At 61.1% G+C, this 24277-nt stretch carries 15 protein-coding genes and 3 pseudogenes; 10 read left to right on the top strand and 8 right to left on the bottom strand.

Annotated elements, in window-relative coordinates; genetic code table 11:
- The first annotated feature begins 34 nt into the window (after nt 1-34).
- A complete protein-coding gene (locus J7I89_RS16025) occupies nt 35-1204 on the top strand; it encodes an ATP/GTP-binding protein (RefSeq protein WP_214972330.1) in 1170 nt (389 codons plus the stop codon).
- Between the two features lie 59 nt (nt 1205-1263).
- Nucleotides 1264-1545 carry a hypothetical protein gene (locus J7I89_RS16020; protein ID WP_251045413.1) on the top strand — a complete coding sequence of 94 codons (282 nt, stop codon included), beginning with the start codon at nt 1264-1266 and terminating at the stop codon, nt 1543-1545.
- Nucleotides 1546-1710: 165 nt separating this feature from the next.
- On the opposite strand, the gene J7I89_RS16015 is transcribed toward J7I89_RS16020, so the two are convergent.
- From J7I89_RS16015 to J7I89_RS15985, 7 genes and pseudogenes are all read right to left on the bottom strand, one after another.
- Nucleotides 1711-3390 (bottom strand): nuclease-related domain-containing DEAD/DEAH box helicase, encoded by a 1680-nt coding sequence (locus tag J7I89_RS16015; RefSeq protein WP_214972324.1) that lies wholly within the window; start codon nt 3388-3390, stop codon nt 1711-1713.
- A gap of 26 nt (nt 3391-3416) precedes the next feature.
- On the bottom strand, nt 3417-5012 hold the full coding sequence (locus J7I89_RS16010; RefSeq protein WP_214972321.1) for a hypothetical protein: 1596 nt from the start codon (nt 5010-5012) through the stop codon (nt 3417-3419).
- The gene (locus tag J7I89_RS16005; protein WP_214972319.1) at nt 5009-6427 is read right to left on the bottom strand and encodes a hypothetical protein; all 1419 of its coding nucleotides are present in this window, start codon (nt 6425-6427) and stop codon (nt 5009-5011) included. The genes J7I89_RS16010 and J7I89_RS16005 overlap by 4 nt, the downstream gene beginning before the upstream one ends.
- 151 nt (nt 6428-6578) lie before the next feature.
- Nucleotides 6579-7580 carry a sigma factor-like helix-turn-helix DNA-binding protein gene (locus J7I89_RS16000; RefSeq protein ID WP_214972316.1) on the bottom strand — a complete coding sequence of 334 codons (1002 nt, stop codon included), beginning with the start codon at nt 7578-7580 and terminating at the stop codon, nt 6579-6581.
- Nucleotides 7581-7590: 10 nt separating this feature from the next.
- Nucleotides 7591-8172, bottom strand: coding sequence for a dual specificity protein phosphatase (locus J7I89_RS15995; protein ID WP_214972313.1), 582 nt, complete (start codon nt 8170-8172; stop codon nt 7591-7593).
- Nucleotides 8173-8188: 16 nt separating this feature from the next.
- A pseudogene (locus J7I89_RS15990) lies at nt 8189-9145 on the bottom strand (ADP-ribosylglycohydrolase family protein).
- On the bottom strand, nt 9142-10101 hold the full coding sequence (locus J7I89_RS15985) for an ARPP-1 family domain-containing protein (protein WP_214972311.1): 960 nt from the start codon (nt 10099-10101) through the stop codon (nt 9142-9144). Before J7I89_RS15985 ends, J7I89_RS15990 begins: the two are co-directional and overlap by 4 nt.
- Nucleotides 10102-10195: 94 nt before the next feature.
- Between J7I89_RS15985 and J7I89_RS15980 the strand changes: the two genes are divergently transcribed.
- From J7I89_RS15980 to istB, 5 genes are all read left to right on the top strand, one after another.
- Nucleotides 10196-10864 carry an NUDIX hydrolase gene (locus tag J7I89_RS15980; protein ID WP_308159936.1) on the top strand — a complete coding sequence of 223 codons (669 nt, stop codon included), beginning with the start codon at nt 10196-10198 and terminating at the stop codon, nt 10862-10864.
- Nucleotides 10865-11513: 649 nt separating this feature from the next.
- Nucleotides 11514-13142, top strand: a complete 1629-nt coding sequence (locus tag J7I89_RS15975; RefSeq protein ID WP_214972309.1) for a hypothetical protein — start codon at nt 11514-11516, stop codon at nt 13140-13142.
- Nucleotides 13143-14080: 938 nt separating this feature from the next.
- On the top strand, nt 14081-19468 hold the full coding sequence (locus tag J7I89_RS15970) for a DEAD/DEAH box helicase (RefSeq protein WP_214972307.1): 5388 nt from the start codon (nt 14081-14083) through the stop codon (nt 19466-19468).
- 348 nt (nt 19469-19816) lie between these two features.
- A complete protein-coding gene (istA, locus tag J7I89_RS15965; protein WP_214972306.1) occupies nt 19817-21058 on the top strand; it encodes an IS21 family transposase in 1242 nt (413 codons plus the stop codon).
- A complete protein-coding gene (istB, locus tag J7I89_RS15960; RefSeq protein ID WP_214972305.1) occupies nt 21055-21813 on the top strand; it encodes an IS21-like element helper ATPase IstB in 759 nt (252 codons plus the stop codon). The genes istA and istB overlap by 4 nt, the downstream gene beginning before the upstream one ends.
- Before the next feature lie 24 nt (nt 21814-21837).
- Here istB and J7I89_RS15955 read toward each other — a convergent pair whose 3' ends face one another.
- Nucleotides 21838-23127: an ISL3 family transposase gene (locus J7I89_RS15955; RefSeq protein ID WP_214972304.1), complete on the bottom strand. Its 1290-nt coding sequence runs from the start codon at nt 23125-23127 to the stop codon at nt 21838-21840.
- A gap of 138 nt (nt 23128-23265) precedes the next feature.
- Here J7I89_RS15955 and J7I89_RS25810 point away from each other — a divergent pair.
- The 3 genes and pseudogenes from J7I89_RS25810 to J7I89_RS25285 form a co-directional block, all read left to right on the top strand.
- Nucleotides 23266-23508 (top strand): annotated as a pseudogene (locus J7I89_RS25810) (hypothetical protein); the annotation flags it as partial.
- A 55-nt stretch (nt 23509-23563) separates the two neighbouring features.
- Entirely contained in the window at nt 23564-23881 is a 318-nt protein-coding gene (locus J7I89_RS25290) for a helix-turn-helix domain-containing protein (RefSeq protein ID WP_251045410.1), read from the top strand.
- A pseudogene (locus J7I89_RS25285) lies at nt 23791-24144 on the top strand (transposase); the annotation flags it as partial. The gene J7I89_RS25290 and the pseudogene J7I89_RS25285, both read left to right, overlap by 91 nt.
- Nucleotides 24145-24277 lie beyond the last annotated feature (133 nt).

The raw sequence follows: 24277 nt of genomic DNA, 5'->3' as shown, positions 1-24277 counted from the left end.
GGCTGCTGGTTGCCGGTTCGCGTAAGCTCCTCGTATGCCAGTGAAGAGAGCAGGAGAACAGCACATTGCAGTGTTTGGAGAGAGTGGAAGCGGCAAGACCGTCATGATCTCCTCGTTCTACGGAGCCACGCAAGAGTCTCAGTACCTGCAGAAGAGTCTGTTCCATGTAGTGCCGGACGATATTGGCCAAGGCAATCGGCTACATAAAAATTACCTTGGCATGAAGAATTCTGCGCAGCCGCCCGGGATCACCCGTTTCGCTGCCACGTCCTACTCTTTCAAAATCAAGCTAAAAGATGGGGTTGCCGCCAGGCAGAGGAGGCCCAGCCCGGTCGAGGCCCTCCGGCTCGTCTGGCACGACTACCCGGGGGAGTGGTTCGAGGAAAACGTGAACGGGCCCGAGGCCCAACGCAAGGTTGACACGTTCAGGTCCTTGCTGGGTTCTGACGTAGCTCTCTTGCTGGTGGATGGTCAGCGGCTGCTCGACAACTCCGGAGAGGAGGAGAAGTACCTAAAGTCCTTGTTGACTAATTTCCGCAACGGACTTTTATCGCTAAAGGATGACCTGTTAGATGGGGGCGAGCCTCTTTCCGTCTTTCCGCGCATCTGGATAATAGCGCTGTCTAAGTCTGATCTTCTGCCGAACCTGGACGTTTTCAAGTTCAGGGATCTCCTCATAGAGAAGGCCTGCGATGACATCGATGAACTTCGCAAAGTCCTCGCTGGGCTAGTGGAAGATGACGAAGCGCTGTCAGTGGGTGAGGACTTCGTGCTGTTTTCGTCGGCAAAGTTCGACGGAGACAAAATCGAGGTGACCAAACGCGTTGGCTTGGAGCTGATCCTGCCGCTGTCAGTCATGCTTCCGTTCGAAAGATACGCCCGGTGGGCTCAAGCGAGGCAAATCCGGGGAAAAGTGGTACAGAATCTGCTTAACGGCACCGAAGCTTTGGCGGCCGTGCTGATCGAGAGCGAGGGCGATCTGCCTGGCCCACTGGGCTTTTTGCTGAACCGTTTCGATCGCAACCAAGTGAAAGATGCGGCCAAGCTTGCCAGCGATGCGGCAAAGCTGGCTGGAGACAAACTCAGAGATATCAATTCCGAGGCCCGCGCCAAGCAGGACAATCTGAAAGCCACGCTGTCCGGCTTCCGGATGGATTTGGACAAGGGCGAAAAGGAGCAAACTCTCCTGAGGAGTCGAAGGTGATGCTCATCTGGGCCACTCGCGGGCGGACGTGGGGTTTTCGATTTCTACGTGACGGGGGATTGGAGGATTCACTTCTGGTCTACGACGAGGTCTTCTCGGATGTTGAGGATGAGCGGGAAGTCTGTCGCCGCGTCGGCAGGACGGTGGCGCTTCGATTCCCGGACCCTGAACGGCGGCAAGACAGGGCCGGCAGAGTCATACCGCACGATTTCGTCGTTTTCGAGCCTTTGGCCAACAGGCTCCACTCGGTGGCAGACGGCCTTCAGCTGGTCTGGCCCGAGGTTGCCGACGAATTCGCCCGGGTCTGGGAGCAGGCCGAACCACCCTTAACTGGCCGATGAGTGTAGCGGAGTAGCCCATGCGTCAGTAGGACAAAGGCTGCCAGTTGGTCCGACGCGGCGGGAACTCTCCGAAGGTCCTGAAGCATGACTGGCACTACCGACAACGAGATGCCTGGGCGATCATGCTGGGTGGAGGGGTGGCAAAGTCAAGAAGAACACTTGCCCTCAGCGATCGACGGGCGTAGCCGGCGCCCAGGTCGCGGCCCGAGACAGGGCTACCTTGAGATCCCGTCCGCCTGCCTCCTCCAGCAAATCGGAGTCGCCGACAACCACGAGGAGGCTCCTGGCCCGGGACAGGCCAACATAGAGCTGCTCGGCTGCTCGGCTTAGATCCTTGAAGCCGTTGACACAGAGCACGATCACCGACCGTTCCAGGCCCTTAAAGCCCAGAACATGGCCGTAAAACTCACTTTCGTTTGCATGGAACTCGCGCCAGTAGTCAGCAGTAGTGCCGTTCTCAAAAAATTCCTTATGGATTGGGTGGCGGTCCTTCGTCGTTAGCATGGCGATCTGATTGTTCGCCCACCCCTCCTCGATCAGCGCATCGATGCAGTCCCCAGCGACGTCGAGGGCATCCTCGGTGGCGCACTGAACCCGCCGGACGGGAAGCCCTGTGCTGCCCCGGGGAGTGAAATGATCTCCCGCAAAGGATCTGAATGTTTCGGCGATCTTCCTCGTGTTTCGCAGGTTCTCGTCGATGTGGATCGTCACCAGGTCCTCCAGCGGGCTTGCGCCATCCGGGGAGGGATTGCTCCAACGCCGGTAGACGTCCTGATGGTCGTCCAGGAAGGCATAGATCTCGGCCTCGTCTGTGGTGGTGGCAAGCAGCGCGTCCCACCACAGCGGTGCGAAGTCTTGAGCCTCATCAACGATGACGGCATCCAGCCGTTGCTGGGCCGGCAGTCCGACCGCGAGATCCTTGAGCAGCTGCGGCAATTCTGTTTCGAAATAATCGGGTCCCGTGCCGTCCGGCACCCCGAGACGCCGGGCGTATTCATGGAACTCACCGGTGAATGCCGGCTGGGCGTGACGCCAGTTCGAAACCCGGTCCTGCAGGTACTGGCTGAGACCCTTGTTGTAGCTGAATAGGCCGACCTTCTTGCCCTGCTTGCACAGCAGCCGGGCTTTCTCCACGGCCAGCCACGTCTTCCCGCTTCCCGCGCCGCCGGTGAATCGGATCCTTGGTAGCGATCGCGTGGCCTTCAGCAGCACCGACTGCCGCTCGGTGAGATGATCTTGGACATCTTCCAGCTCTTTTGGGTTCAGCAGTTTGGTGCCATCGTGTCCCAGCGTTCCGTTGAGCACGCGCACGATGCGTTCCATGAATGCCGGCGCCAGCGACGAAGCGCCGCCGCCTTCCCGTTCGATGGCCGTCCGGACCAGCTCGGCCGCCGAAGCCGTGTCTTCCTTGTCGAGGACCAGCGATCGTGGGCAGCCCGCCATCTCCCAGTCGCGGGGCACATCGGTGTAGGGGAAGCTCACCATGTACGCGAAGCGGCTGGTCAGCGGCGTCCCCAGCTGGCGGCCAATCCAGTGCTTGAAAGCGTGGAGCGAGCCCTGTGACTGCGCGACGGGACTCTGAATCTTATGCGCCCCTGTCCGGTCGGATTGCAGCCACTGACCGTTTTCGACGGAGATGCGGCCTCCCTTGACCTCAATGGCAGCCATCCCGACACCGGGCCAGAGCACCAAAATGTCGATCTCGTGCTCTGCGCGTCCATCCCGAACCTGGACGGAGTGGGCCAGGACGACGTCGTCCGGAAGGCTGTTTTTCAGCGCGTCCCAGACCGCCTTCTCAGCCACTTGGCCATCGCCGAATACGGGTTCTTCCGGGATGCATTTCATCGGTGCTCCATCAAATAGGACTTTGGCTAGGCAGCGTTACCAAGTGTCTGCACAATACCGTTCAACGCGTCATCAAGTGTGACGCCACCGTCCGGACCGGGCCCGGACGGAAACTCGCCGGTGTGCCATTGAAGCTTGCTTGCGTCGTGGCAACCCCGGCCGAATCTCAGGCCTTCGAGTAGTTGATGCCCTGCTTCAATATGCGGAATGCCGTCTTTATACCAGTTGGGACAATCGCTATCGGGAGCAGACCAGCGATTAGTGGATAAGTAGCGAGGATCTATGGACCATTGGCCCGCGGGTAAGTATTTCTCGGACACAACTTCGAACCAGACCCCATCGGCGTCGGGAACCGCCTGGGCGTACGGCGTCAGCCCTTCGGTGTCGTCAGAATATTGAATGCTGAGGAATGAGTTCCACGGCATGTGGGCCAGAACCTCGCTGATCAGTTCGCCCGCTCTAGCCCACGCTTCCTGTATGTCGTTCCCGGCTCTGATTTGGTTCACGATGCCGTCGTACTCATCCTCAATTTCCGGGGGCACTACGGCGCCTATCACCGACTCCCAGGTGCCGAAGTGTCGGCGAAAAGCGATAACAGAGGGACGCTCCCGCCCGGCAGCAGCCTCCGCAATCACCCAGCTGTCGTAGCTCGATACTTCCTTTGGGGAGCCGAAATGGCCGTGAGTGTTCCTGAATCCTTCGGCCGCCTCAACGAAATCAGCATGGCCAAAACGACCTCTGCCAATATGGGGCTTCAGTCCTGCGGCGTCCAGCGCAGCATCCCAGGATCCTTGGCCCATGTGCCGCCTGAGCTCATCTCCCGGAGCCGGCCAGCAAACGCCGGGATGGATTTCGGCGATGCTAAGTTCACGCGAGATTTCCTCGGCTATCTCGTCGTAGTCGGAAATCGAAATTCCCGCGACGTCTCCGGCGCGAATGGCCTGTGATGTTGCTTCAATTACCGCTAGGATCTCGGCTGTCCGCTGGTAGGGACGGCGAGGTCCGAGAAGCTCCCTTAGCTCAGCGAAGGAGGAGACCGGCATCATCCCTAACGCCAGTTCATAATTCGGTTTCACGCCGCGGTGAAGACCGGTGACGTACAGCAGACTGAGCACGTCAATGCTTTGCGCCCTCCACGACACTTCGATGGCCCCGTTTTGTTGCAGAACGCGATGAAGAATCTCCTTAAACATGAGCGTGCTCCGGAGCATCGACACGGCTATATCGACGTCGATTGGAGCGCCGAGCGCCGCCAAAACCTTTGGTATGTCCGGGAGCGCAATGCCGGCTCCCATAAGTTGCTCGAAGCGCTCGCACTCTTGATACAGGGCGGCCCCCGTTGCAAAGCAGCGGTCCCGGATAGCCCTGGCCCGCTGTTCCTCCGCCCGATCGGCTACGCGGGAACTGAGAAGAAGCAACATCCCGTGACTGTCCATGTTGGCGGCAGCAGCGATCGAACTCAGGGGATCCCCTGCAAGAAACGATGACAGTGCAGGCCCAATCGCGTCCCGCGGGTCAGCCTCGCGTGGCGAATAGTCGATTGATGTTGTCATGTTGTTGTCCCCATTGAGTGTGGTGTATTTCGAGTGAAGTGTTTGTGGACCTTCTCCAAGCACCGTCACCCGGCATTTCGCAAAGTTTGGATATCACCGGCCAGAGCTTGCTCCATCGTCACGCCGTGGTCCCGAATCGGGCCGCTTGTTAACTCTTTTGTACTCCAGCGCAACTGCCAAGGATCTGGGCACAGCCGACCGAATCTCAGTCCTTTGAGAAGCTGGTGTCCAGCATCCTGGAAGGCAACGTTTTCCTTGCACCAGTGCGGAATCTCGTCGTCAGGCACTAGCCAGTCTCGGGCCTTAAAATACCCTGCGTCGATCGGCCACTGCTCGCTTGGCAGCAAGTGCGTGGAGACCACTTCGCACCATACGCCGTCAACACCACGGGTACCCTCCGCGTAGGGCGGGACGGAACCGCCCACGGAGTCGCCGTAATGAATCCGGAGCGAGCGGTTTCGAGGCATATTGGCTAAGAGCTCGCAGATGTACTCTCCAGCGCGCAACCAGGCCGCCTCAAGAGCTGGATCGGTCCGGTCAATTAATGCGGGGTCGTACCAGCCAGAGTCTGAACCGGGGAGGCCTCGTTTGGCCTCGTGCCCTGGAAGGGTGCTGAGTGCCTCCTGCCAGCCGCCATAGTGGCCCGTCATCTCGATGGCTGAAGGGCGGTCGCCTCCCCGCGATACTTCTGCCGTAACCCATCGGTCGTAAGTCTCGAGACTCAGCGGAAAGTCACGATCGGCGCACTCTTCCGCGTAATCGTGGATGGCCCGGGTGAAATCGTCTTCGCCAAAACGGTCGGCCGCTTTGCGCAGCTGCAGTCCGACCACTCTGAGTGCCTGATCCCAGCTCCCACCACCGAGGCGCCATGTCAGAGCCGAAACCGGGGCAGGCCAGGCTGCGGTGTCATCGAAAATATGACCTCTGAATCGTCTTGCTAGAGGTTCCGCCGTTGCCGCGTATTCCCCAACGGACAAGGAGGTAGCAGCCTTCGCCCGGATAGCCAGCTTGGTGGTCTCAGCGACTGCCAGGATCTTAGCGAACCGTCGTGGGGGAAAGTTGGCCTTACACAGCTTTCGCAGTTCAACGACTTCCTCGGCGGGCATCTGACCCAGCGCGAGCTGATAGTCCGGTTCGATACCGTGGTGTTTTCCGGTGACATACAGCAGGCTCAGATGGTCACTCAAGGATGGTCCCTCCGGTGCCAGCATGTCCGCGCAAATGTCTGGATCATGAGGGCCGGGATTTTGGAGCAACTCGGCCATGATGTCCAAATCGATTCCAGCACCGGCCCTCAGGGCAGAGAGAACCTTTGGAATGTCCGTCACGACGAACCCGGACCTAGCCAATCGCCAGACAAGATGTCCCTGTTCCTCAAGATCTGTCTTTGCAGCTGAGGTCCTCGCGCGGATACTGCGCAGCCTGGCCAGTTCATCATCGTCGCTATTAAGTTCACTAGTTAGGCGCGAGCAAATGGTTTCCACGTTGGCTCCATGCTCGACCGCGATTACCCGAAGTGGATCACCTGCACGGTATGCCTCAACCAGTGCTCCCCGCTGTGCCACGTGGTCAGCCGGTGGCCTTATGGCCACCGGAGTCGCTAGCTGCTCCTCAAGAATCTCCCCCAAGTTGGCTCTACTCCTGCACCCAACGGACGGCGTCCATCCAAGTGCCGTAGATGTTCCGTACAGATGCACCCGACGGCCGCTCGCGACCCTCGGCAATCTCCTCCTTCACCCATACGTCATATCCTGCATACGTGGCATTTACTTCGGCTGCTGAAGCGTAGAAGCAGAAATCGCGCACCGCGTCGTCGTAGTCTTCGCGGGTAAACTTCAGCAGACCCGTCGGCCTGCCCTGAGTAGTGGTGCCGACGCCCATAGCTTCTAGGGCTTCGTTCCAGCCGCCGAAGCGTTTCGTGACGGTTTGGCGCGTTGGCGGCCAAGGGAACGCCCCCTGCCGTGAGACGAGGCCTAGCGCGACCACTAGATCCTCGCGGAGCTCCTGGTATCGCTTGCCGGTGATGCTGGACGTCGGGTTGTTGGCGAGGTGCTTCTGCGCCGCACCGATGACTCCGAGAATTGTGGCGACGTCATCGAGGGTTGCCTCCGCGGACCCGAGTGCGGCCCTAAGCTCGCCGATCAGCGAAAGATCCAGATTGACTGCCGCCCAGCTACGGTCGGGGGCCAACCGGTGATCGGAACCAAGCAGGTACCAGACGCCTGCGGCAACAGCTTCTTTGGAAAAAATGTCGTCAATCTGGCTCTTGTCGAAAACGATGCTTGACTCACGCAGGGCGTCCTCTGCGAGATCAACGTCGATCGCCGGATACAACGCCTGTAGCTTCAGTACCGCGTCCGACCGGGTGACGCCGCGTTTGGCGATCTGACGCGCCAAGTCACCGTACTCCGCCAGGAATGCGTCGTGGGCGGCCTTACGGGCTGCTTCCCGAACTGCGGTGCGGTTCTTTCGGGATTCCTCGGCGCTCGTGCCACCAACCTTGGCAATGATCTGCCGGACCCGCTCGCGGGTGATGCCGAAGGTCTGGCCGATGGCATCGAGGGTTTCGCCGTCGGAGTAGCGCTCTACCATCGCGGCATCGCGCTGCTCCCGACTGAGTTCAGGAGTTGTCGTCATAGTCACATTCCTACCAGTAGGTTCGGACATTTTTGGGCACCCCGGTCGTTGCTCCATAAAGATCAGGTTCTGCGGCTGTTTCGCCTTCCCTTAGTAATCTCAGGAACAACCCATTCGGACTAGCCCCGGGAAGCACCCGCCGAACATCCTCCAGCGCCTCCAGCGGAGTAATCCCCGCAACCTGCGCCCCGTAAAGTGCAGCCACAGCCGGCGTTCGGGACTCGGCCCGGACGCAGTGCAGGAGCACTGTCTTGCCTTCAGAGCGGAAACGTTCGACGGCGGCTGCCGCGTCGCGCAGCACAAACGCGGCGTGCGCGTTGTCCTCGTACTTGGGGGAGTCGACCACCCAAAACCTGGCATGGTCCACCGCCGCCACGCCGGGCACATCCGACGTCCCCAGCCGGCACAGCGACACCACGGCGTCGATCCCCACCTCGGCCACTCGCGCCAGAGACCCGACGCAGCCCAGCCAGACGCCGTCGTCGTGCGGATGCCGGACCAAAACATCGGTGCGGTCGAACATGCCGTAGTCCTGGCGCGCTGCCCGCGGCCAGGCGTCGGGCTGGTGTCCCTCGCCGCCGGCGAGTTCCATCCCGAGCATCATCAGGTCAGGGGCCCGGGGCCCGGAGCCCCGGCCAACCGTGCAGGTGTTGGCGCCACTCGAAGAGGATGGCGGTGTAGCCGTAGCCCGCTCCGATCAGGCCGCCGGCGATCGCGGCGACGGTGTCCGTGTCACGCCCGCCGCGGACAGCCTCCTCCAGTGCGGCCCGGAGGTGGGCCGGCCCGGATTACCTAAGCCCCGCAAAGTGGATGGCGCTCCACGCACCTTGGAAGGCCTAAACCACCCAGCCGTTGCGGATGAAGTCCCGCGGCCGGTACCGCTCGGCCGCCTCGATGCGCTCCAGCCAGAGCGCGGAGCGGTCGGCGGGGAGCAGCGGCAGCCCGGCCCGGACGTCGAGCTTCCCGGTCAGGACGGCGTGCCGGATCGCGACGCACCAGAGCTCGCAGGCCTCCAGCGCGTCCGCTTCGGGGTGGGTGAGCGCGCTGAGGACGCCGGCTTGGGCCATGAGCTCCGCCGGGTCCCGGTCCAGGTAGGACAGGGCCAAAGGGACCGTGCGCATCAGTGAGCCGTTGCCGGCGCTGCGGCCGGTGCAGGCGTGGAACGCGGCCGCGGCAGCCGTGAAATCTCCGGCACTCACATCTCGGCCCGCCTCGGACGCCAGGCGGCCGGCGGCGGCGATGACGGAGCTGGTCTGGGCGTCCACGTCGTTGGCCCCGGCAGCCCACTCCGTCCAGGCGGGGACGATCAAGGTGAGTGCCGCGGCGGGGGAGGAAGCGGCGTCATACGCTGCCTCCAGCAGCGCCTGGGTGATCGGGACGGCCATGGACGTGTCGTCGGTCCACTCGGCTGGCGCGAACCCGAACGGTCCGCCGCCCTTCATGGTGACGTCCGCGCCGTCCGGCAGCGGTGCGCCGAACTCATAGCCGGCTCCGAGGGCGTCGCCGGCGGCGAGGGCGACGAGGACGCCGGCCGCGCGGTCACTCTGCAAGGGGGGCAGTTTCATGCCAGCTCCATCAGTGGGTGTTGGGTGTTCCAGCCGGTCAGGTGGGCCAGCTGGGGGCGGCGTGTGGGGAGTTCGACGGCGATGCCCGCGGCGGACACCCGGCCGGCGGCGCGGGAGACATTGCGGCTCCGGAGCGCACCGTGGCTCCGCACCTCGACCGCCGCGGCGCCGCCGTCGAACGCTCCGAAGTCCATCGCCTGGACGTGGGCGGCGAAGTCGCGGGCCCGCTGGCCCGGCATGGGACCGGAGGCCAGCGCCTGGGGTGAGAGGAGCTCCACGTCCAGCATCGCGGAGTCGATCAGCTGGCGGTAGTGCCGGCGGAACAGCGTGCCGGTGCCGAAGACCTCCAGGAGCAGCGGCTGCGTGCCCAGACCGAGCACGACGCCGCGCTGGCCTTCCAGCGGTGCGGCGGCATTGGCGGCCTCGAAGCGGTTGTGCTCGTTGTCTTTGAACAGGTCCATGTGGTCGAGCAGGGAGCTGGTCACCGATGCGCCGCGGGCTGCGTCGAAGCGGCTGACCCGCTCCCAGATCCGCCCCTGCCGGTCGCCCTCGCGCCGGCCGTCGAGGCCGTTGGCCAGCTCGGACCACACGTTCAGCGGTGCGCGCCGTGCCTGCCGGCGGTGGCTGGACTGGCCGGCTTCCCAGCGGCCGGCCTCGACGCAGAAGGTGTCGATGTCGCGGGTTTCGCCGGGGCCCAGGACGACGTCGCGGGCGCAGGTCCGGTGCTGCTGTCCGCCCTCGAGCAGCTCGCCTTCCAGGAGCAGGGCCGGGTGCCGGCCGCTGTTGGTGACGGTGAGCCGGGCGATCTGGGGGCCGCTGGCGAGCTCGGTCACGGCGACGTCGGCGTGGGTGCCGGTGCTGATGCCGAGGCTGCCGGAGTCGGAGGTCCAGACGGGAAAGATGCTGAGCGGGCCGAGCCTGCTGCCGGCGCCGACGTGGAGCTGGGGGACTTTCATGGGGAACCTTCGAGTGATTTAGATCAATTTTGCGCTAATTGACTCCAGTATGCATCGCTTGCATCTTTAGCGCAATACTGCAATAAATAATCCTGTGAAGGATTCTAAGATCGGCCCCGGAACGTCCCTGCTCGACTACCCGCGCCCTTCGGTGGCGGTGGATACGGCGGTGTTGACGGTGGCGGAAGGTTCCGTCTGCGTGCTGCTGGTGCGGCGCACGGAGGATCATCAGCACGGAAAGTGGGCGTTGCCCGGCACCTTCCTGCGGGAGCGCGAGACCCTCGCGGACGCGGTGCTGCGCTGCCTGCGGGAGAAGGCTGGGATCTCCGGGCGCGTGCCGCGCCAGTTGCGGGTGTTTGACGAGCCGGGGCGCGATGACCGCGGCTGGGTGCTGTCGGCGGCGCACGTGGACGTGGTGCCACTGGCCTCTTTGGAGGAGGCGTTGGAGTCCGACGGCGCCAGGCTGGCTTCCGTGGCGGGGGAGCCGCGGCTGATCGCCGGGCTTCCCTATGGGCACGCGGACATCGTGGCGAAGGCGGTGGATTGGCTACGGGCCGCTTATGTCGCGGCGCCGGATCCCGGTGCGCTGCTGGACGAGCCGTTCACGTTGAAGGATCTAAGAGAGCTGCACGAGGCGGTGGCGGGTGCCCCGTTGATGCGGGACACGTTCCGGCGGTTCATGGAGCCGAAGCTGGCCGGGACGGGGCAGATGTCGGACGGTACGCGGGGGAGGCCTTCGCGGTTGTGGGAGCGGGCGGACTAGCAGCTGGCTAATCGCGCAATCCGCATGGCCGACACAAGCCGCCTCGTGGGCGAAACGGGGCAGCCCTGTCAGCAGCCCACGGGGCGAAAAGTCTGCTCCGACGTGGCTTGGCCCCGCTATGCCGTCGGTGGCAGTTGGTGAGCCACGTCTAGCGAATACGCGACGGAGCTTCAGGATTTGAAGGCGATTCAGGGTTTCGGCGCAAAGTTGTCGGAGATAGCTGTTAGAAATAACGTCGGAGGTCTACCGTGCGGTAACCGGATAGGGGAGCATGGAATCGCATTCTTGGGACTACGATCAGTGGCAAAGTGAACTCGATCGTGTTCTACTTCGCGGACGTAACAACACGGACCCGGTGGTCTTGTTCGTGAGCCGCGAGATGCTAGAAGAGAATTTTCCCTTTTTTGAGGCACCGCTAGATTCCCTGGCTCGGGCAGTTCTGAACGCTATGCGGCCGGACTCTCCAAGTAGGGCGTTCGCGCCGATAAGGCAACGCCTAACGGTCTGGGAGAAGAGTTCCAGGAGTTTGGTTCCCCCTATTCTTCCCTTGGTTGCTTTGACGGTTGCAGCTGCAGCGGACATGGGGGCCGATGATACGGGCGGGCCGCTCATGTACTACGGTCGCCTTCAGGAGATCCTCGGAGAGCCTGTGACTGCTCAGCAATTGAGTAATTCGTTCGAGGACGTTGCGTGGATGTGGCGAACACTAAGCCAGTGGATCACTGAGCAACAGTGGTTGGGTCCGAGCACGATCCTGGAGGACACGCACCTGTCCAGAATCGGGTTTGCACGCTCTCAGGCTGTGATATCGAAACAGGACGCCGCCAACTTGCGTGACTTCTTCTTCACTATCGGCAGGGGAAAACTGGACGATCTCACCCCCCGGCAGCTCTTGTCCGAGCTGATGCGGTGGAACCGAAAGTTCAAGCGCTTGAGCCGAGTCCTTACGCGGTTGTTGGAGGGTGACCAGACGGGCCCGGGAATGAAGTTGCTAGTGTCCGTCCTGCCTCTTCTGGCAAGAAGGTGGGACGGCCAGCCGAAAGAACATCAGTCGCAAGCCCAGCTCAGAATTCAAATTCGTCTCGATTTGGACGCTTGGACCGCACGTTGGGTAGTTCCGCGGCGCCAAGGGATCGATGCCCTAGATGTTGTCGACGCAAGCGGGCGGGAGCTGTCACTGCGCTCGGTGGGCGTCGGCGGCTTCTACCGCTCGACTGGTCTGCCGGACTCTGTCGCTTCATCCATTGATTCCAGCCATAAGTGGTCTACCGCCGATGTGCGAATCCAAATGAAGCCACGAAAAGTGTGGATGTTTGCAGTCGATGCTGTGTCTGGCGACTGGGTTTCGACGAACGTCTTGGAGCCGTTCGACGAAATAGCCCTGCTTATCCGCGAAGACCAGGCGGAGGACTTTTGCGGGATCCTTGACGCCGTCGGAGTCCAAGGCTACAAACGGATCGGCGGCTCTCGCCAGATCGTAAATGGATGGGACCTATTTCTTCGAGTAAATCTCTCCGACAATGCTGATGACACGCGGATCATTGAGTGGCTGGGGTACGGGCGTGCTTCTCTGGAGGAATCCGCTGAGGCCCCTCGGCTTGTCAATGGGCTCAGGGTCCGCTCGCACTCAGGTGTAGAGGTGTATGTCGCCGGGGGCGAACCTGACCTGCTTGTGCCTGCTACTCCGTTCGGCACTTACTCGATTTCTTTGGACGGCTCGGATGAGATGGAATTGAGAGCGAATGGAAGCGCCCTTCCGCTTCATAAGCTCGTGACGCCAGATCCGGCAAGCCATTTCCTATTTATTAACGACTCTCATATCCTCGAGTTTGAGACAATTGCGATCGATGACCCTAATCTGGTTCCGGCGAACAATGGCCTGGAACCGGTCACTGGCCGCAACCTAGTTAGTCTGGATAACGTGCCGGAACGAATCGTCCTTGCACGAAGCGCAGATCACTGGGCTGTGATCCGAAATGGGACGATCACAAAGATAGTCGCACCAAAAATACCGGAGTGGCTGAGCAATGCCGGCTATACAAATGAGTATCGGTTTGATGCTGAAGTTCCGGCGGACGGGGTTTGGTTGGTCACGGTCCGTCGCGATGCTGTGCGCTCGATCAAGAAGCTTGGCACTGCAGATGTCGAGCTAAATCTGGATGGTATTGGATCCTCCGAAGCGGAGTGGAAGTTCTTGGCCCGAGATGAAGGACTTGTCCAACGCGGCGCTGATTGGCTAAACGTAGTTTATCAAGCAAGAAGATTGTTGAGATTTTAGAATGGATCGCGCTGAGATTTTTCTCATTTGGTTGACTAGCCAGGGAATGGGTACATATGAGCGACTTATACGAACAGTGTCCAGTTACTTCGCCGAGGAGCTGGGCGCAGGCATCTCATATGGAGCCCGGCGTGTCGTTGCCCAGCTCCAGCACCTTGGTTATTTGAAAGTTGACTGGGCAAGCGGCCATTGGCAAATGCGGCCATCCAGCGTTCACGTTCTCCCTGGAGGAGTCGCTCTCGCCACCCTGCGAGGCGGCCGGCAGGCATCCACACTGCATCAATTGGAGTCCGTAGGACTTTTCCCAAAGCTTATTTCCGCCACAGGTGACGGGGAGTTTGCCTCATACTTGCCACGCACTGTTCTGCTTGAGTTTGATGGAATTCCTGACGCTCGGGACGCATGCTCAAGTATCGGCCTACGGTTCGAATCCATATACGTGGAACGGTTGGCAGCGAACCTGTCGCAAATCGGCTACTCCGACTCTCCCGTCGGCGGTCCGGCTACAACTGGGGCGCCACTGCAAAAGTTCAACCCGGTGACTTATCGATACAGTGAGGTTGGCGAAGCCAAGGCCGACGGCCTGTATCGGCAGCAAGGATTTGGGCTCACTCGCTACTGGGGGCGAGTCGACGAGAGTTGGTACCAAACAAGTCGCGCTGAGGGGCAATGGCTCGCATGCGCTGGGAGCCATCCGGAATTGCTCGAGTGGGATTATCTCAAAGAACAAAAGATCGGGCAGCTAAAGGTACCGGCGCAACTCGTTTTCCCGTTCGACCACGTTGAGGTTTTGTCGGCGTGCTCGGGCGTCCTGCCGCAGCGGATATCCGGTCAAAGACACCTGTTTCACAACGTTCCGGAAGGCGTCTATTCGGCCCTTCGGACGTCACTTTTACCCAGCCTTCGCGCGGCCGCTTCTATCGCATATGGGAGATAACTTGACCTCTGGTTCGGATGGCATCGACGCCTTCGCAGCTTTTGCTTCTTTGAAAGAGGCACTTCTTCGCTACTACGACACGCCATTCGGGCTTGCCAACGAGTCCCTGATGGAAGAGCGCAGGGCACTCCTCGACAAGGATCGTGGTCTCTACCGGGAGCCGCTTCTCGAGTTGCGGGCGCCCTACACGACAACGGGCCGGTCAGTCGCGGAGTCTGCGGCGTCGGCGGGCCTCAGCTCAATCGAGGCTGAGTTCCTTACAAGCGGGCTGATGGAGCCTGGGCTTCAGCTTTACACCCATCAGGAAGCGTCCCTTCGCTCAGCCCTTTGTGGGCGAAAGAACATTGTCCTTACCCCCGGCACTGGTTCGGGCAAGACCGAGGCCTTCCTGCTGCCTATCCTCGGCCAGTTGCTCATGGAGTCGCGGAGATGGGGTGGAAAGGGATCAAGCGCCAGCGAATGGTGGGCGGGCCCCGGGATGCCCTTCTCACCCATGCGCACGCCAGTCGCCGGCCGTACGGCGGCAGTCCGGGCCCTGATCCTGTACCCCATGAATGCCCTGGTAGACGACCAACTAGTTAGGCTGCGCCGCGCTCTCGATGGCACCGAAGCGCACAACTGGCTTGATCAGAACCGAAATGGGAACAGATTCTATTTTGGTCGGTACACCGGAGCCACTCCAGTAACCGGTTCCAGGGACAAGAAGCAAGTGGATCTTCTGCGCTCACTCATGCTGGATGCTTCGGCCCTCCGCGACGCTGCAATGACAGCGGGAAACGGCCGGGAGTACTTTGTTCCAAGGCTTGACGGCGGAGAGATGTTTAGCCGATGGGACATGATCGAGTCACCCCCTGACTTCCTCATCACCAACTACTCAATGCTGAATGTGATGATGCTGCGGGACAGCGAGAGTAATTTCTTTTCATCCACGCGGCGATGGATGGACGAGCATGAAGACAATGTTTTTACAATTGTGCTCGATGAGATGCACTCGTACAGGGGGACAGCAGGAACTGAAGTTGCCTACTTGATTAGGAATCTGAAGAAGAGACTCGGACTCGATATCAGGCCGCAGAAGCTCCGGGTCATCGCGGCTTCCGCCTCCCTTGAACCGGACAGGGACAAGCAATACCTATCCGACTTCTTTGCACTACCGAAAGAGTCCTTTGAGTTTCTTGGCGGCTCGATCAGTCGGCTCGATGTCGGTCCGAAAGATCTTTCAGATTCGTGCGAGCCTCTGCAGCGGGGAACTGTTGCGCCGAGTCTAAATCTGGCCGCTGCGCTAGAGAACGCCTTCTACGATGGCGCCAAGGCTCCTGAGGAAGCCACTCCCGAAGTCCGGACCCTGGCTGAACTTGGCTCTCGGCTCTTCCCTAATGAGGGAGGGGAAGTCCGGTCTGCAGCGACGATGCGGCTCCTACAAATGGCGCGGAAAAGCGAAGGTGGCATTCGCTGGCCGAAGTTGCGTGCGCATATGTTCTTCCGGAATGTCGCGGGCATGTGGGCATGCAGCGATTCGAATTGCAGCGAGCTGCCGATCACGAGACCCCAGTCAGTTAATATAGGCCGGCTTCATGCCGTTCCCACGCCTCGATGTGGATGCGGCGCGCGCGTGCTTGAGCTCCTCTATTGTCAAGGTTGCGGCGACGTAATGCTCGGAGGATACACGACAGCCGGTGCCCCACAGAAGAAATCGCTGAACCTGTCGTTGTTATCCGATGTTCCGGATGTTTCCATGCTTCCCGACAATGCGTCCCTGGACCGAACGGCCAACAACTACGTCGTTTACTGGCCCAACACACGTAATCCGGAGCTGCTAGAAAAGAACACGACCGCAGACAATGGCAAAGTCGGCTATAGCTTCAAGCCCGTCTCTATGAACCCGCCCGCTGGCAGCATCAAATCGACAGACGACTTTCACACTGGGTGGGTGTTCAGGGCGATTGCCCTCAAGCCCAAGGACCGCTCTCCGGAGTCAGTGCTGCCCTTTCCGATCACATGCCCTGCATGTGGAGACGACTGGAGAATACGATTCGATGCGGCCGGCGTTCTGAAGGCCACCGACGCCCGTACGATGAGATCTCCCGTTAGGACCATGCGGACTGGCTTCGAGAAAGTGAACCAGGTTCTAATAACAGAGCTCATGCGCCAGTTCGACGACGACAATAGGAAATGTATTGTCTTCGCGGATAGTCGACAAGATTCTGCGAAGTTGGCATCCGGGATCGCGTTGAATCATTATCAAGATAGTGTGCGGTCCTTGATCTTTTCCGTATTGAAAACGCATGGAAACTCGATGCCGGGGCTAATGCGGGCGAGGGCTTTTATTAGCGGAGGGGACAAGTCGGAACTGAACAAGGCTGCCGCAATAGCCCTTCAGAAATCTGAGCCATCGGCATTCGCCAGGTTGCAGGGCGTGTGGTCAGGTTTGTCTGACGAGACTGAAGACCTTGTCTTGGCGGATATAGCTGGTGCCCCGTCGATCCTCGAGCTGTCGAGACGGGTGCGAGTTGAGTTTCTACGTCGAGGCATGAATCCAGGTGGCCCGGGTGTTGACCTGGCATCGGCGGTTGAGGCCGGGGAAGGGCCTCGGGAGGTTCCGTGGACGAAGATCTACGACTTCACTAACTCCAGTCCGGAATTGCAACCCTCCCTGAGTCCGTCACTGGAGCTGCTCTTCAAAAAGATTGAGAATGCCCTAGTACATAACGTCGAGGAATCTTTGGTCTCGGGCTCCGGCCGAGATTTCGAATCCATAGGTCTCGGTTGGCTCTCCACAACTAAATCGGGTGATGTCTCGGGAAGTTCAAACCTCCTTGGATCGGTTGCGCAGTCAAGCTTGCGGATACTCGCCGAGAAGAAGAGATTCGTCGGACTTCGATACGAGCTCGACCAGCCCCCGGCGGCCCTGAAGAAGTTCTGGTCAAAGGTCTCCGAACGGCACCGTTTCGAGAACGATGAGATCCAGCACGCCGTGCAGGACATCTGGGGCGACGCAGTCAGAAAATACCTCATAGATCCGGCCAAAGTCTATGTACGCCCTGCGAATGCCGGTGTCTACCGTTGCGACAAATGCCGACGAGTGCACATGACGCGCGGCGCGGGCCTGTGTACTCGATGCTTTCAAACGCTTCCGGATATGGCTGGGAAAGTTGATCAGTCAGATGACTACTATGCACGGCGCGCTATAGCCGACGAGGGGAGCTTCCGGCTGAACTGCGCCGAATTGACGGGGCAGACGGACAGAAGTGAGGCGCAACTGAGGCAGGCCCGCTTCCAAAAAGTTTTCCTCGGCACCCGCGACATACCCATAGCCGACGAAGTCGACCTCCTGTCGGTCACCACAACAATGGAAGCCGGCGTAGATATTGGATCCCTAGACGCTGTTGTCATGGGCAATATGCCCCCGACTCGGTTCAATTATCAGCAGCGAGTCGGTCGCGCCGGTAGGCGGAGTTCGCCTGTGGCGATTGCCCTGACCGTCTGCCGTCCAAGAAGCCATGATGAGCACTATTTTGCAGATCCTCGGGCCATAACGTCGGCTCCTACCCCTAAGCCGTACCTAACACTGGGTAGCGACACGATCGCAAGACGAACGCTTTCGGCTGAGATCCTGCGCATGAGCTTCGAGGCAAACTCTGCGGCCATAGCCCAGACGGATCTGGACGCGACCGTCAACACGCATGGGCGCTTCGGGCGCTCCGAAGATTGGCCCTTAGTGCGGAATCTGATTCTGGAGTGGATACGCACACAGGAAACCGCGACGGTTGAAGCGGCCAGAGCGCTGCTGGATTGCACACCACTCGCCGGACGTGCGGCGGTGTTCGCGAAGGAGACCATCGAATGGCTTACGGACATGGTGGACACGGTCGCTGCAGAAGAGACGGGGCACGAAGATCTGAGCCAGCGCCTGGCCGAGTCTGGCGTGTTGCCAATGTTTGGTTTTCCATCGCAGGTGAGGAATCTATACCTCAAGACACCGGAAAACCGGCACCCCTGGCCTCCGCGCGCAACAATCGACCGCGATGGGGTGCTTGCCGTTTCGTCGTTTGCGCCTGGTAGCGAGCTGATCAAGGATGGATGGGTCTATCGAGCAGAGGGCGTTGCGAACTTTGTACCAAGTTTCCCCCGCCCAGCTCTGGTCGCTGACCCGTTAGGCCGTGGCCGCATTATCCACACGTGTCGTCGTTGTGCGTATTTGCGGGAGAGCTCAGATTCAACTGCACAAGAAGTTGCATGCCCTCAGTGTTCCGCGGAGCCTGGAGTCGCGAAAATTGTAGATTTGCGGCAGCCTGCTGGCTATTTTGGGGCGCAGTCGAGGCCTTTTGACGGGAACTTCTCGTGGGCACCGCGAGCCATGCCGGTCAGGGCGATGGTCGACCTCAGTTCGTTGTCGCCAAACTCGATGGATTCGTTAATTACCTACAGAGGCCCAGCCCTGAAGTATGTCATCAACGACAATGGGGGCCGGCAGTTTGAGTTCGTCCCGATTGCGGACGGGAAAAAGTATGTTGAGCGGGCTTTTCTGAAGATGCCCATGACGGAGCAGATGTCAGCGCAGACTAAGCGTGTGGCCATAGGAGCGATTCAGCCAACGGACTTCCTGTTTGTTGGGCCCAAGACTTCTAAATTTGCTAACGGATGGCGCCTCGACCTGACGTCCGAGAATCAGCAAATTGGCGGACAGTTGGATAGAGTAGAAGGTCGCCGAGCCGCCTGGTATTCGTACTCCTATCTTCTTCGCAAGATTGCTGCCCTCCATTTGGATGTTCAGCCCCACGAACTTATCGCTGGGCTCTACTCGACGGTCCAACATGGGGTGCCCACGACATACGCTTTTATTGCAGATGAGCTTGAAAATGGTGCCGGCTTCTCGACTACCCTGGGACACCCTGAGAATTTTGGAAAGTTTTTGGATGCGGTCGAGGAAAATCTGCTCAAATTCGATGCATTTTCCCATTCAAGTATGTGTCGGGGTGCTTGCTACGGGTGCCTCCGGGACTACCAGAACATGGCATTCCACCCGTTGCTCGATTGGCGTCTCGCCCGTGATGTTCACCGGCTTCTGTCGGGCCAGCCTGTAGAAATCGACCTTGACCGCCAGCGCACGCTTCTGAACCAGTGGAGGCTGGCAAATGACGGCGAGATTCAGGAGATGTCCGCCGGGCCGGTAGTGGTGAGCGATCACCCAGCCCGCGGGAGCTACGTGATCTTGCCGCACCACCCCCTCGAAGGTGTAACCGAAGAGTGTGTCACTGAACGGATTTGTAAACTCAGTATTGAAGTTGCGCAGGCGTACCCGGGATATGGCCAGATATTCATTGATGAGTTTTCGCTGGATAGGACTCCGGCAGTAGTTCTCGATTTGATCGAATCATTTGCCGGGTAGGCAAGTGACGGACTCTCGCTCTGGAGCGCCAGCAACGCTTCAGGTCGGAACTTTTCGGCGGACGGAGCCCTCGTCGAAGCGCTTGAGTTTGTTGCGCCCCTTGTCGTCGACGACAAGGGGATTCGGGCAGAGGCCTAACACGGACCTTCGTGGTTGGTGGTGAAACAGGTTCCGTGTCTTCTAAGCTGAAGGGGCTCTTGGTGGTTCGTGGGGAAATGAATCCCGGGATGAGCGTCATGCCGCCGTCCGGACGGCACTTCTCAAGAGAATAACCGATTTGTGTTAACGCCAACTGAAAACAGGACCGCTTCTGCCATTTGAAAACAGGGCCACCGACCATTATGGAAGGTGATCAATTTGGATGATTGGGCGGAGATACGCCACCTGTTTTCGACGGGCAAGCACTCGAAGCGTGAGATCGGTAGGATCGTGGGTGTTTCCCGCGGGACGGTGGACCGGGCGCTGGCGTCGGATCGGGCGCCGAAGTATCAGCGGCCAGCCGGAGTGTCGAGTTTTGATGCGTTTGCTCCCAGGGTGCGTGAGTTGCTGGTGAAGACGCCGACGATGCCGGCCGCGACGCTGGCGGAGCGGGTGGGCTGGTCCGGTTCCGCGTCGCTGTTCCGAGCGAAGGTCGCCGCGATCCGGCCGGAATACGCCGCGCCTGACCCGGCGGACCGACTGGTCCACGAGCCGGGATTCCAGGTCCAGTGCGACCTCTGGTTCCCGCACGAGCCGCTGCCGGTCGGTGAGGGCCAGAACGACACGCCACCGGTGCTGGTGATGACCTCGGCGTTCTCGGGATTCATCCAGGCACGGATGCTGCCGTCGCGGACAACGCCGGACCTTCTGGGCGGAATGTGGGCTTTGCTGCAGGACGGGCAAGCGGTTCCGTCCAGGCTGCTGTGGGACAACGAGTCCGGCATCGGCAGGCGCCGGCCGACAGAGCCGGTTGCCGCGTTCGCGGGTTCCCTGGGGTTGGAGATCAAACTGCTCCCGCCGCGGGATCCCGAGTCCAAGGGCATGGTCGAGCGGATGAACAGGTTCTTCCGCCAGCGCTTCATGCCCGGCCGGGACTTCCGGTCACCCTCTGACTTCAACGGCCAGCTGGAGGACTGGCTGCCCAAGGCCAATCACCGGTATTCGCGGTCCCGCCACGGGCGCCCGGACGAGCTGATTATCCTGGACCGGGAGAAGATGCGGGAACTGCCGCCGGTGACCCCGGAAGCGGTGTTCCGCAACGCGGTGCGGCTGCCGCGGGATTACTACGTGCGGGTGTTCTCCAACGACTATTCCGTGGACCCCTCGTTCATCGGGCGGATCGTGGATGTCACCGCTGATCTGGACACGGTCTGGGTCACTCACGAGGGTGTCATCATCGCCACCCACGTCAGGGTCTGGGCCCGGCACCTGATCCTGACCGATCCCGCCCACGTGGCCCGCGCGGCGGTGATGCGGCGCGATTTCCGTACCCAGCGGGTGCACCGACCCGAACCGTTAGAGTCCGTGGAGGTACGGGATCTGGCCGCCTACGACGAGATCTTCGGCATCGACCTCGGCCAGCAGCCGGCCCTCCTGGAAGTGGCTTCATGACCGGGACACCGTCACAGATCGAGTACTACGCACGGGCCCTGCGCGCACCGCGGATCAGTGATGGGTTCCGCCGGCTCGGGGACCAGGCCAGAGACGCCGGCTGGTCCCATGAGGAGTACCTCGCCGCGGTCCTCTCCCGTGAAGTCTCCGAGCGCGAAGCCTCCGGCGCCGCGACCCGGATCAAGGCCGCGAGGTTCCCGGCCCACAAGGACCTAGAAGAGTTCAACTTCGACCACCAGCCCTCCGCGGACCGGAACCTCATCGCGCATCTGGGCACCGGCGTTTTCCTCTCCGAGGCCAAGAACGTGGTCCTGCTCGGGCCTCCCGGCACCGGCAAAACCCACCTCGCGGTCGGCATCGGCATCAAGGCAGCCAAGGCCGGGCAGCGGGTTCTTTTCGACTCCGCCACCGGCTGGGTTGCCCGGCTCCAGGAAGCTCACTCCCGCGGGAAACTCGCCCACGAACTGGTCAAACTGCGCCGCTACGGGCTCCTCATAATCGACGAGGTCGGCTACATCCCGTTTGATCAGGACGCCGCGAACCTGTTCTTCCAGCTCGTCTCCAGTCGCTACGAACATGCCTCCATGATCCTGACGTCCAACCTCGCGTTTGCCCGCTGGGGCGACGTATTCGGAGACCTGACCATCGCCTCGGCCATGATCGACCGGATCGTCCACCACGCCGACGTCATCAGCCTCAAAGGCAACAGCTACCGGCTCAAAAAACACCAACCCGCCGCCAGTACGGCACAATAGAACCACAACCCCGTGGCCCCGTTTTCAATTGGCACTAATGGCCCCATTTTCGGTTGGCGTTAACAATTTGTAATTGTCTGGGTTGCGGTACCCGCGCGCGGTGCGTTTGATGTTTTTGATGGCGGTGTTGTTCGACTCGACCTTGCCCGTCGTAGCTCCGGTAATGACCAGCACCTCGATTTCCTTCCACCACCTGCAGACAGTGCGGTAGAGCCTGTTCGTCTCCGGCCTCGCGGCTGCCTTGACCAGTTCCTCGAGTTCGGCTTTCGCTGCCGCGGCGTGCTCCAGGGAGCCGGTGCGCAGCAGTGCCCTGAGCTGTTCCTTGACCTTCCACACGTCCTGGAGTGTGCCGGTCGGATCGTCAGCGGCGAAGACTTCTTCCAGCCGGTGTGCTGCCCTCTGGGTGAGGGTGTCGCCGGCGCGCAGCAGCAGCATTCGGTGCGCCCAGGCCTTGTCGATGGCGCGGCCTCGGCGTCCCTTGACCTGTTGGGAGAGGTTCTGCCGGGTCTCGGTCATGGCTTGGTTGGCCAGCGAGATCAGGTGGAAGTGATCGACCGCGACAGCGGTCCGGGGCAGCCACATTCTCAGTGCTTTGCGGAACGCCGCGGACGGGTCGATTGCCACGACCTGCACCGCCAGACGCCATGCCAGGGGCCGGGCAAAGAGCCAGTCCCCGACGCCGTTGTGGTCCCGGCCGTCGACGACGCCCAGGACCTGGCCGGTGTCCAGGTCCACAATGGTCGTCATCCAGGGCTCGAACCGTGTCCAGGCCTTCGTTGCCGGGTCCTGGAAGTAGCGCACGGACCGGAACCGATGTTCGTCGATGCCCAGCATCCGGGGACTGAGCTTGTCCACGTCGGGCAACCGCAGCAGGCAGGCTTCATTCAGCGCCGCACGCACCATCCACCAGGACACGGCGAAGCCGGCGGCTGTTTCCGATACGGCCCTGCCCGAGCGGATGACGGCGTCCACCAGCTGGTCCCGGAGCCGGCTGGTGGAGCTGGCACGGCGTGGGACCTGGGTCGTGGATTCAAAGAACGACAGCTTGTCGCAGGCGCTCTCGTCGCAGTACCAGCGGTACTTGGACCAGAGCACATCCACCGGCCCGGCGACAGGAATATCGCGGAGCCGTTGGAACCGGCGTTCTTTCCGCCGCGAGGAGATGACGCCGCAGGCCGGGCAGCCCGGCGGCTGGTCGGTTTCGACGATGACCCGCCGCCGGCCGGCCGTCACGGAAGTGGAGATGACGCGGTAGTCGGGCAGGTTGAAGAGGATGGTGGCAGCGTCGGCCGCGACCCCGGTAGGCTCGTGCAAGGCTCGTGGTCCTGTTCCAGGTTGAATGCTTAGACACACTCATCCCAACAGGGCCACGGGCCCCCTTGTCTTCAACGACACGAACTCAAATCCCCACCAACCACGAAGAGCCGCTGAAGGGCTCGTAGCCCTGCTGTGATGGATGTTCTCTGCGCATTCATCAAGAGTCAGGAGCTACGAGCCTTGATCGAGCCTACTTCCCTGCGCGCCGATGCTGCCACCGCCATTTTCAATCTGCCCGACTACCGCGTCACGAACGCAGAGATGCTCGCGTTCGGGCAACGACGGGTCCGTGTCGAAGCCACCACCGAGGCCGGCTGTCCGTCCTGCGGTGTGATCAGCGGGCGGGTTCATTCTCGCCGGCCTCAACGCCTGCGTGACATTCCTGTCGCTGGCCCGGTCGAGGTGGTCTGGGCCAAGCTCCGCTTCTTCTGCGATGAGTACCAGTGCCCGCGCCGCGACATTCACCGAGGAGACCGCCCAGGTCCCGCGCCGGGCACGATCCACCCGCCGACTCCGGGACGCCCTCGTGGCCGCCGTGATCGGATCGGGCAGGGCCGCCGCCGAGGCTGCTTCCTCGTTCGGTGTCTCATGGTGGCTGGTCCAGCGGGCACTGGACTCGGCTGCGCTGACGCTGCGGACGTGGATGCCCTGGCGCCGCGGATGCTCGGCATTGATGAGTATCGCTACCGGTCTGTGCGGTTCTTTCGCGACCCGGCTACCAAAACCTGGAAACGCTATGAACCGTGGATGACAACCATTGTTGACCTAGACGCCGGACAGGTTCTGGGGATCGTGGACGGCCGCGACAGCGAGGGCGTCGGGGACTGGCTCTTCGCCCGCCCGCTTCAGTGGCGCCTGGGCGTGCAGGTCGTCGCGATCGACCCCTCCGCGGCGTTCCGCAAGGCCCTGCGGATGTGGCTCCCGCGCACCGCTGTCTCGGTGGAGGCGTTTCACCTGGTCAAGCTCGGCAATGACATGCTCACCGAAGTCCGTCAACGCCTCACCCAGCAGTTCCACGGCCGGCGGGGACGTTCCATCGATCCGGTCTGGGCCAACCGGCGGCTGCTGCTGCGCGGCGGGACACACTCTCGGACCGGGCATGGAACAGGCTCGCCACCGTCTTCGCCACCGATGACGCCACGGGGAA

The sequence above is a fragment of the Arthrobacter sp. ISL-5 genome (assembly GCF_018613835.1).
In the GTDB taxonomy this organism is placed as follows: domain Bacteria; phylum Actinomycetota; class Actinomycetes; order Actinomycetales; family Micrococcaceae; genus Arthrobacter.
This window is presented reverse-complemented; position numbering and strand designations above follow the sequence as displayed.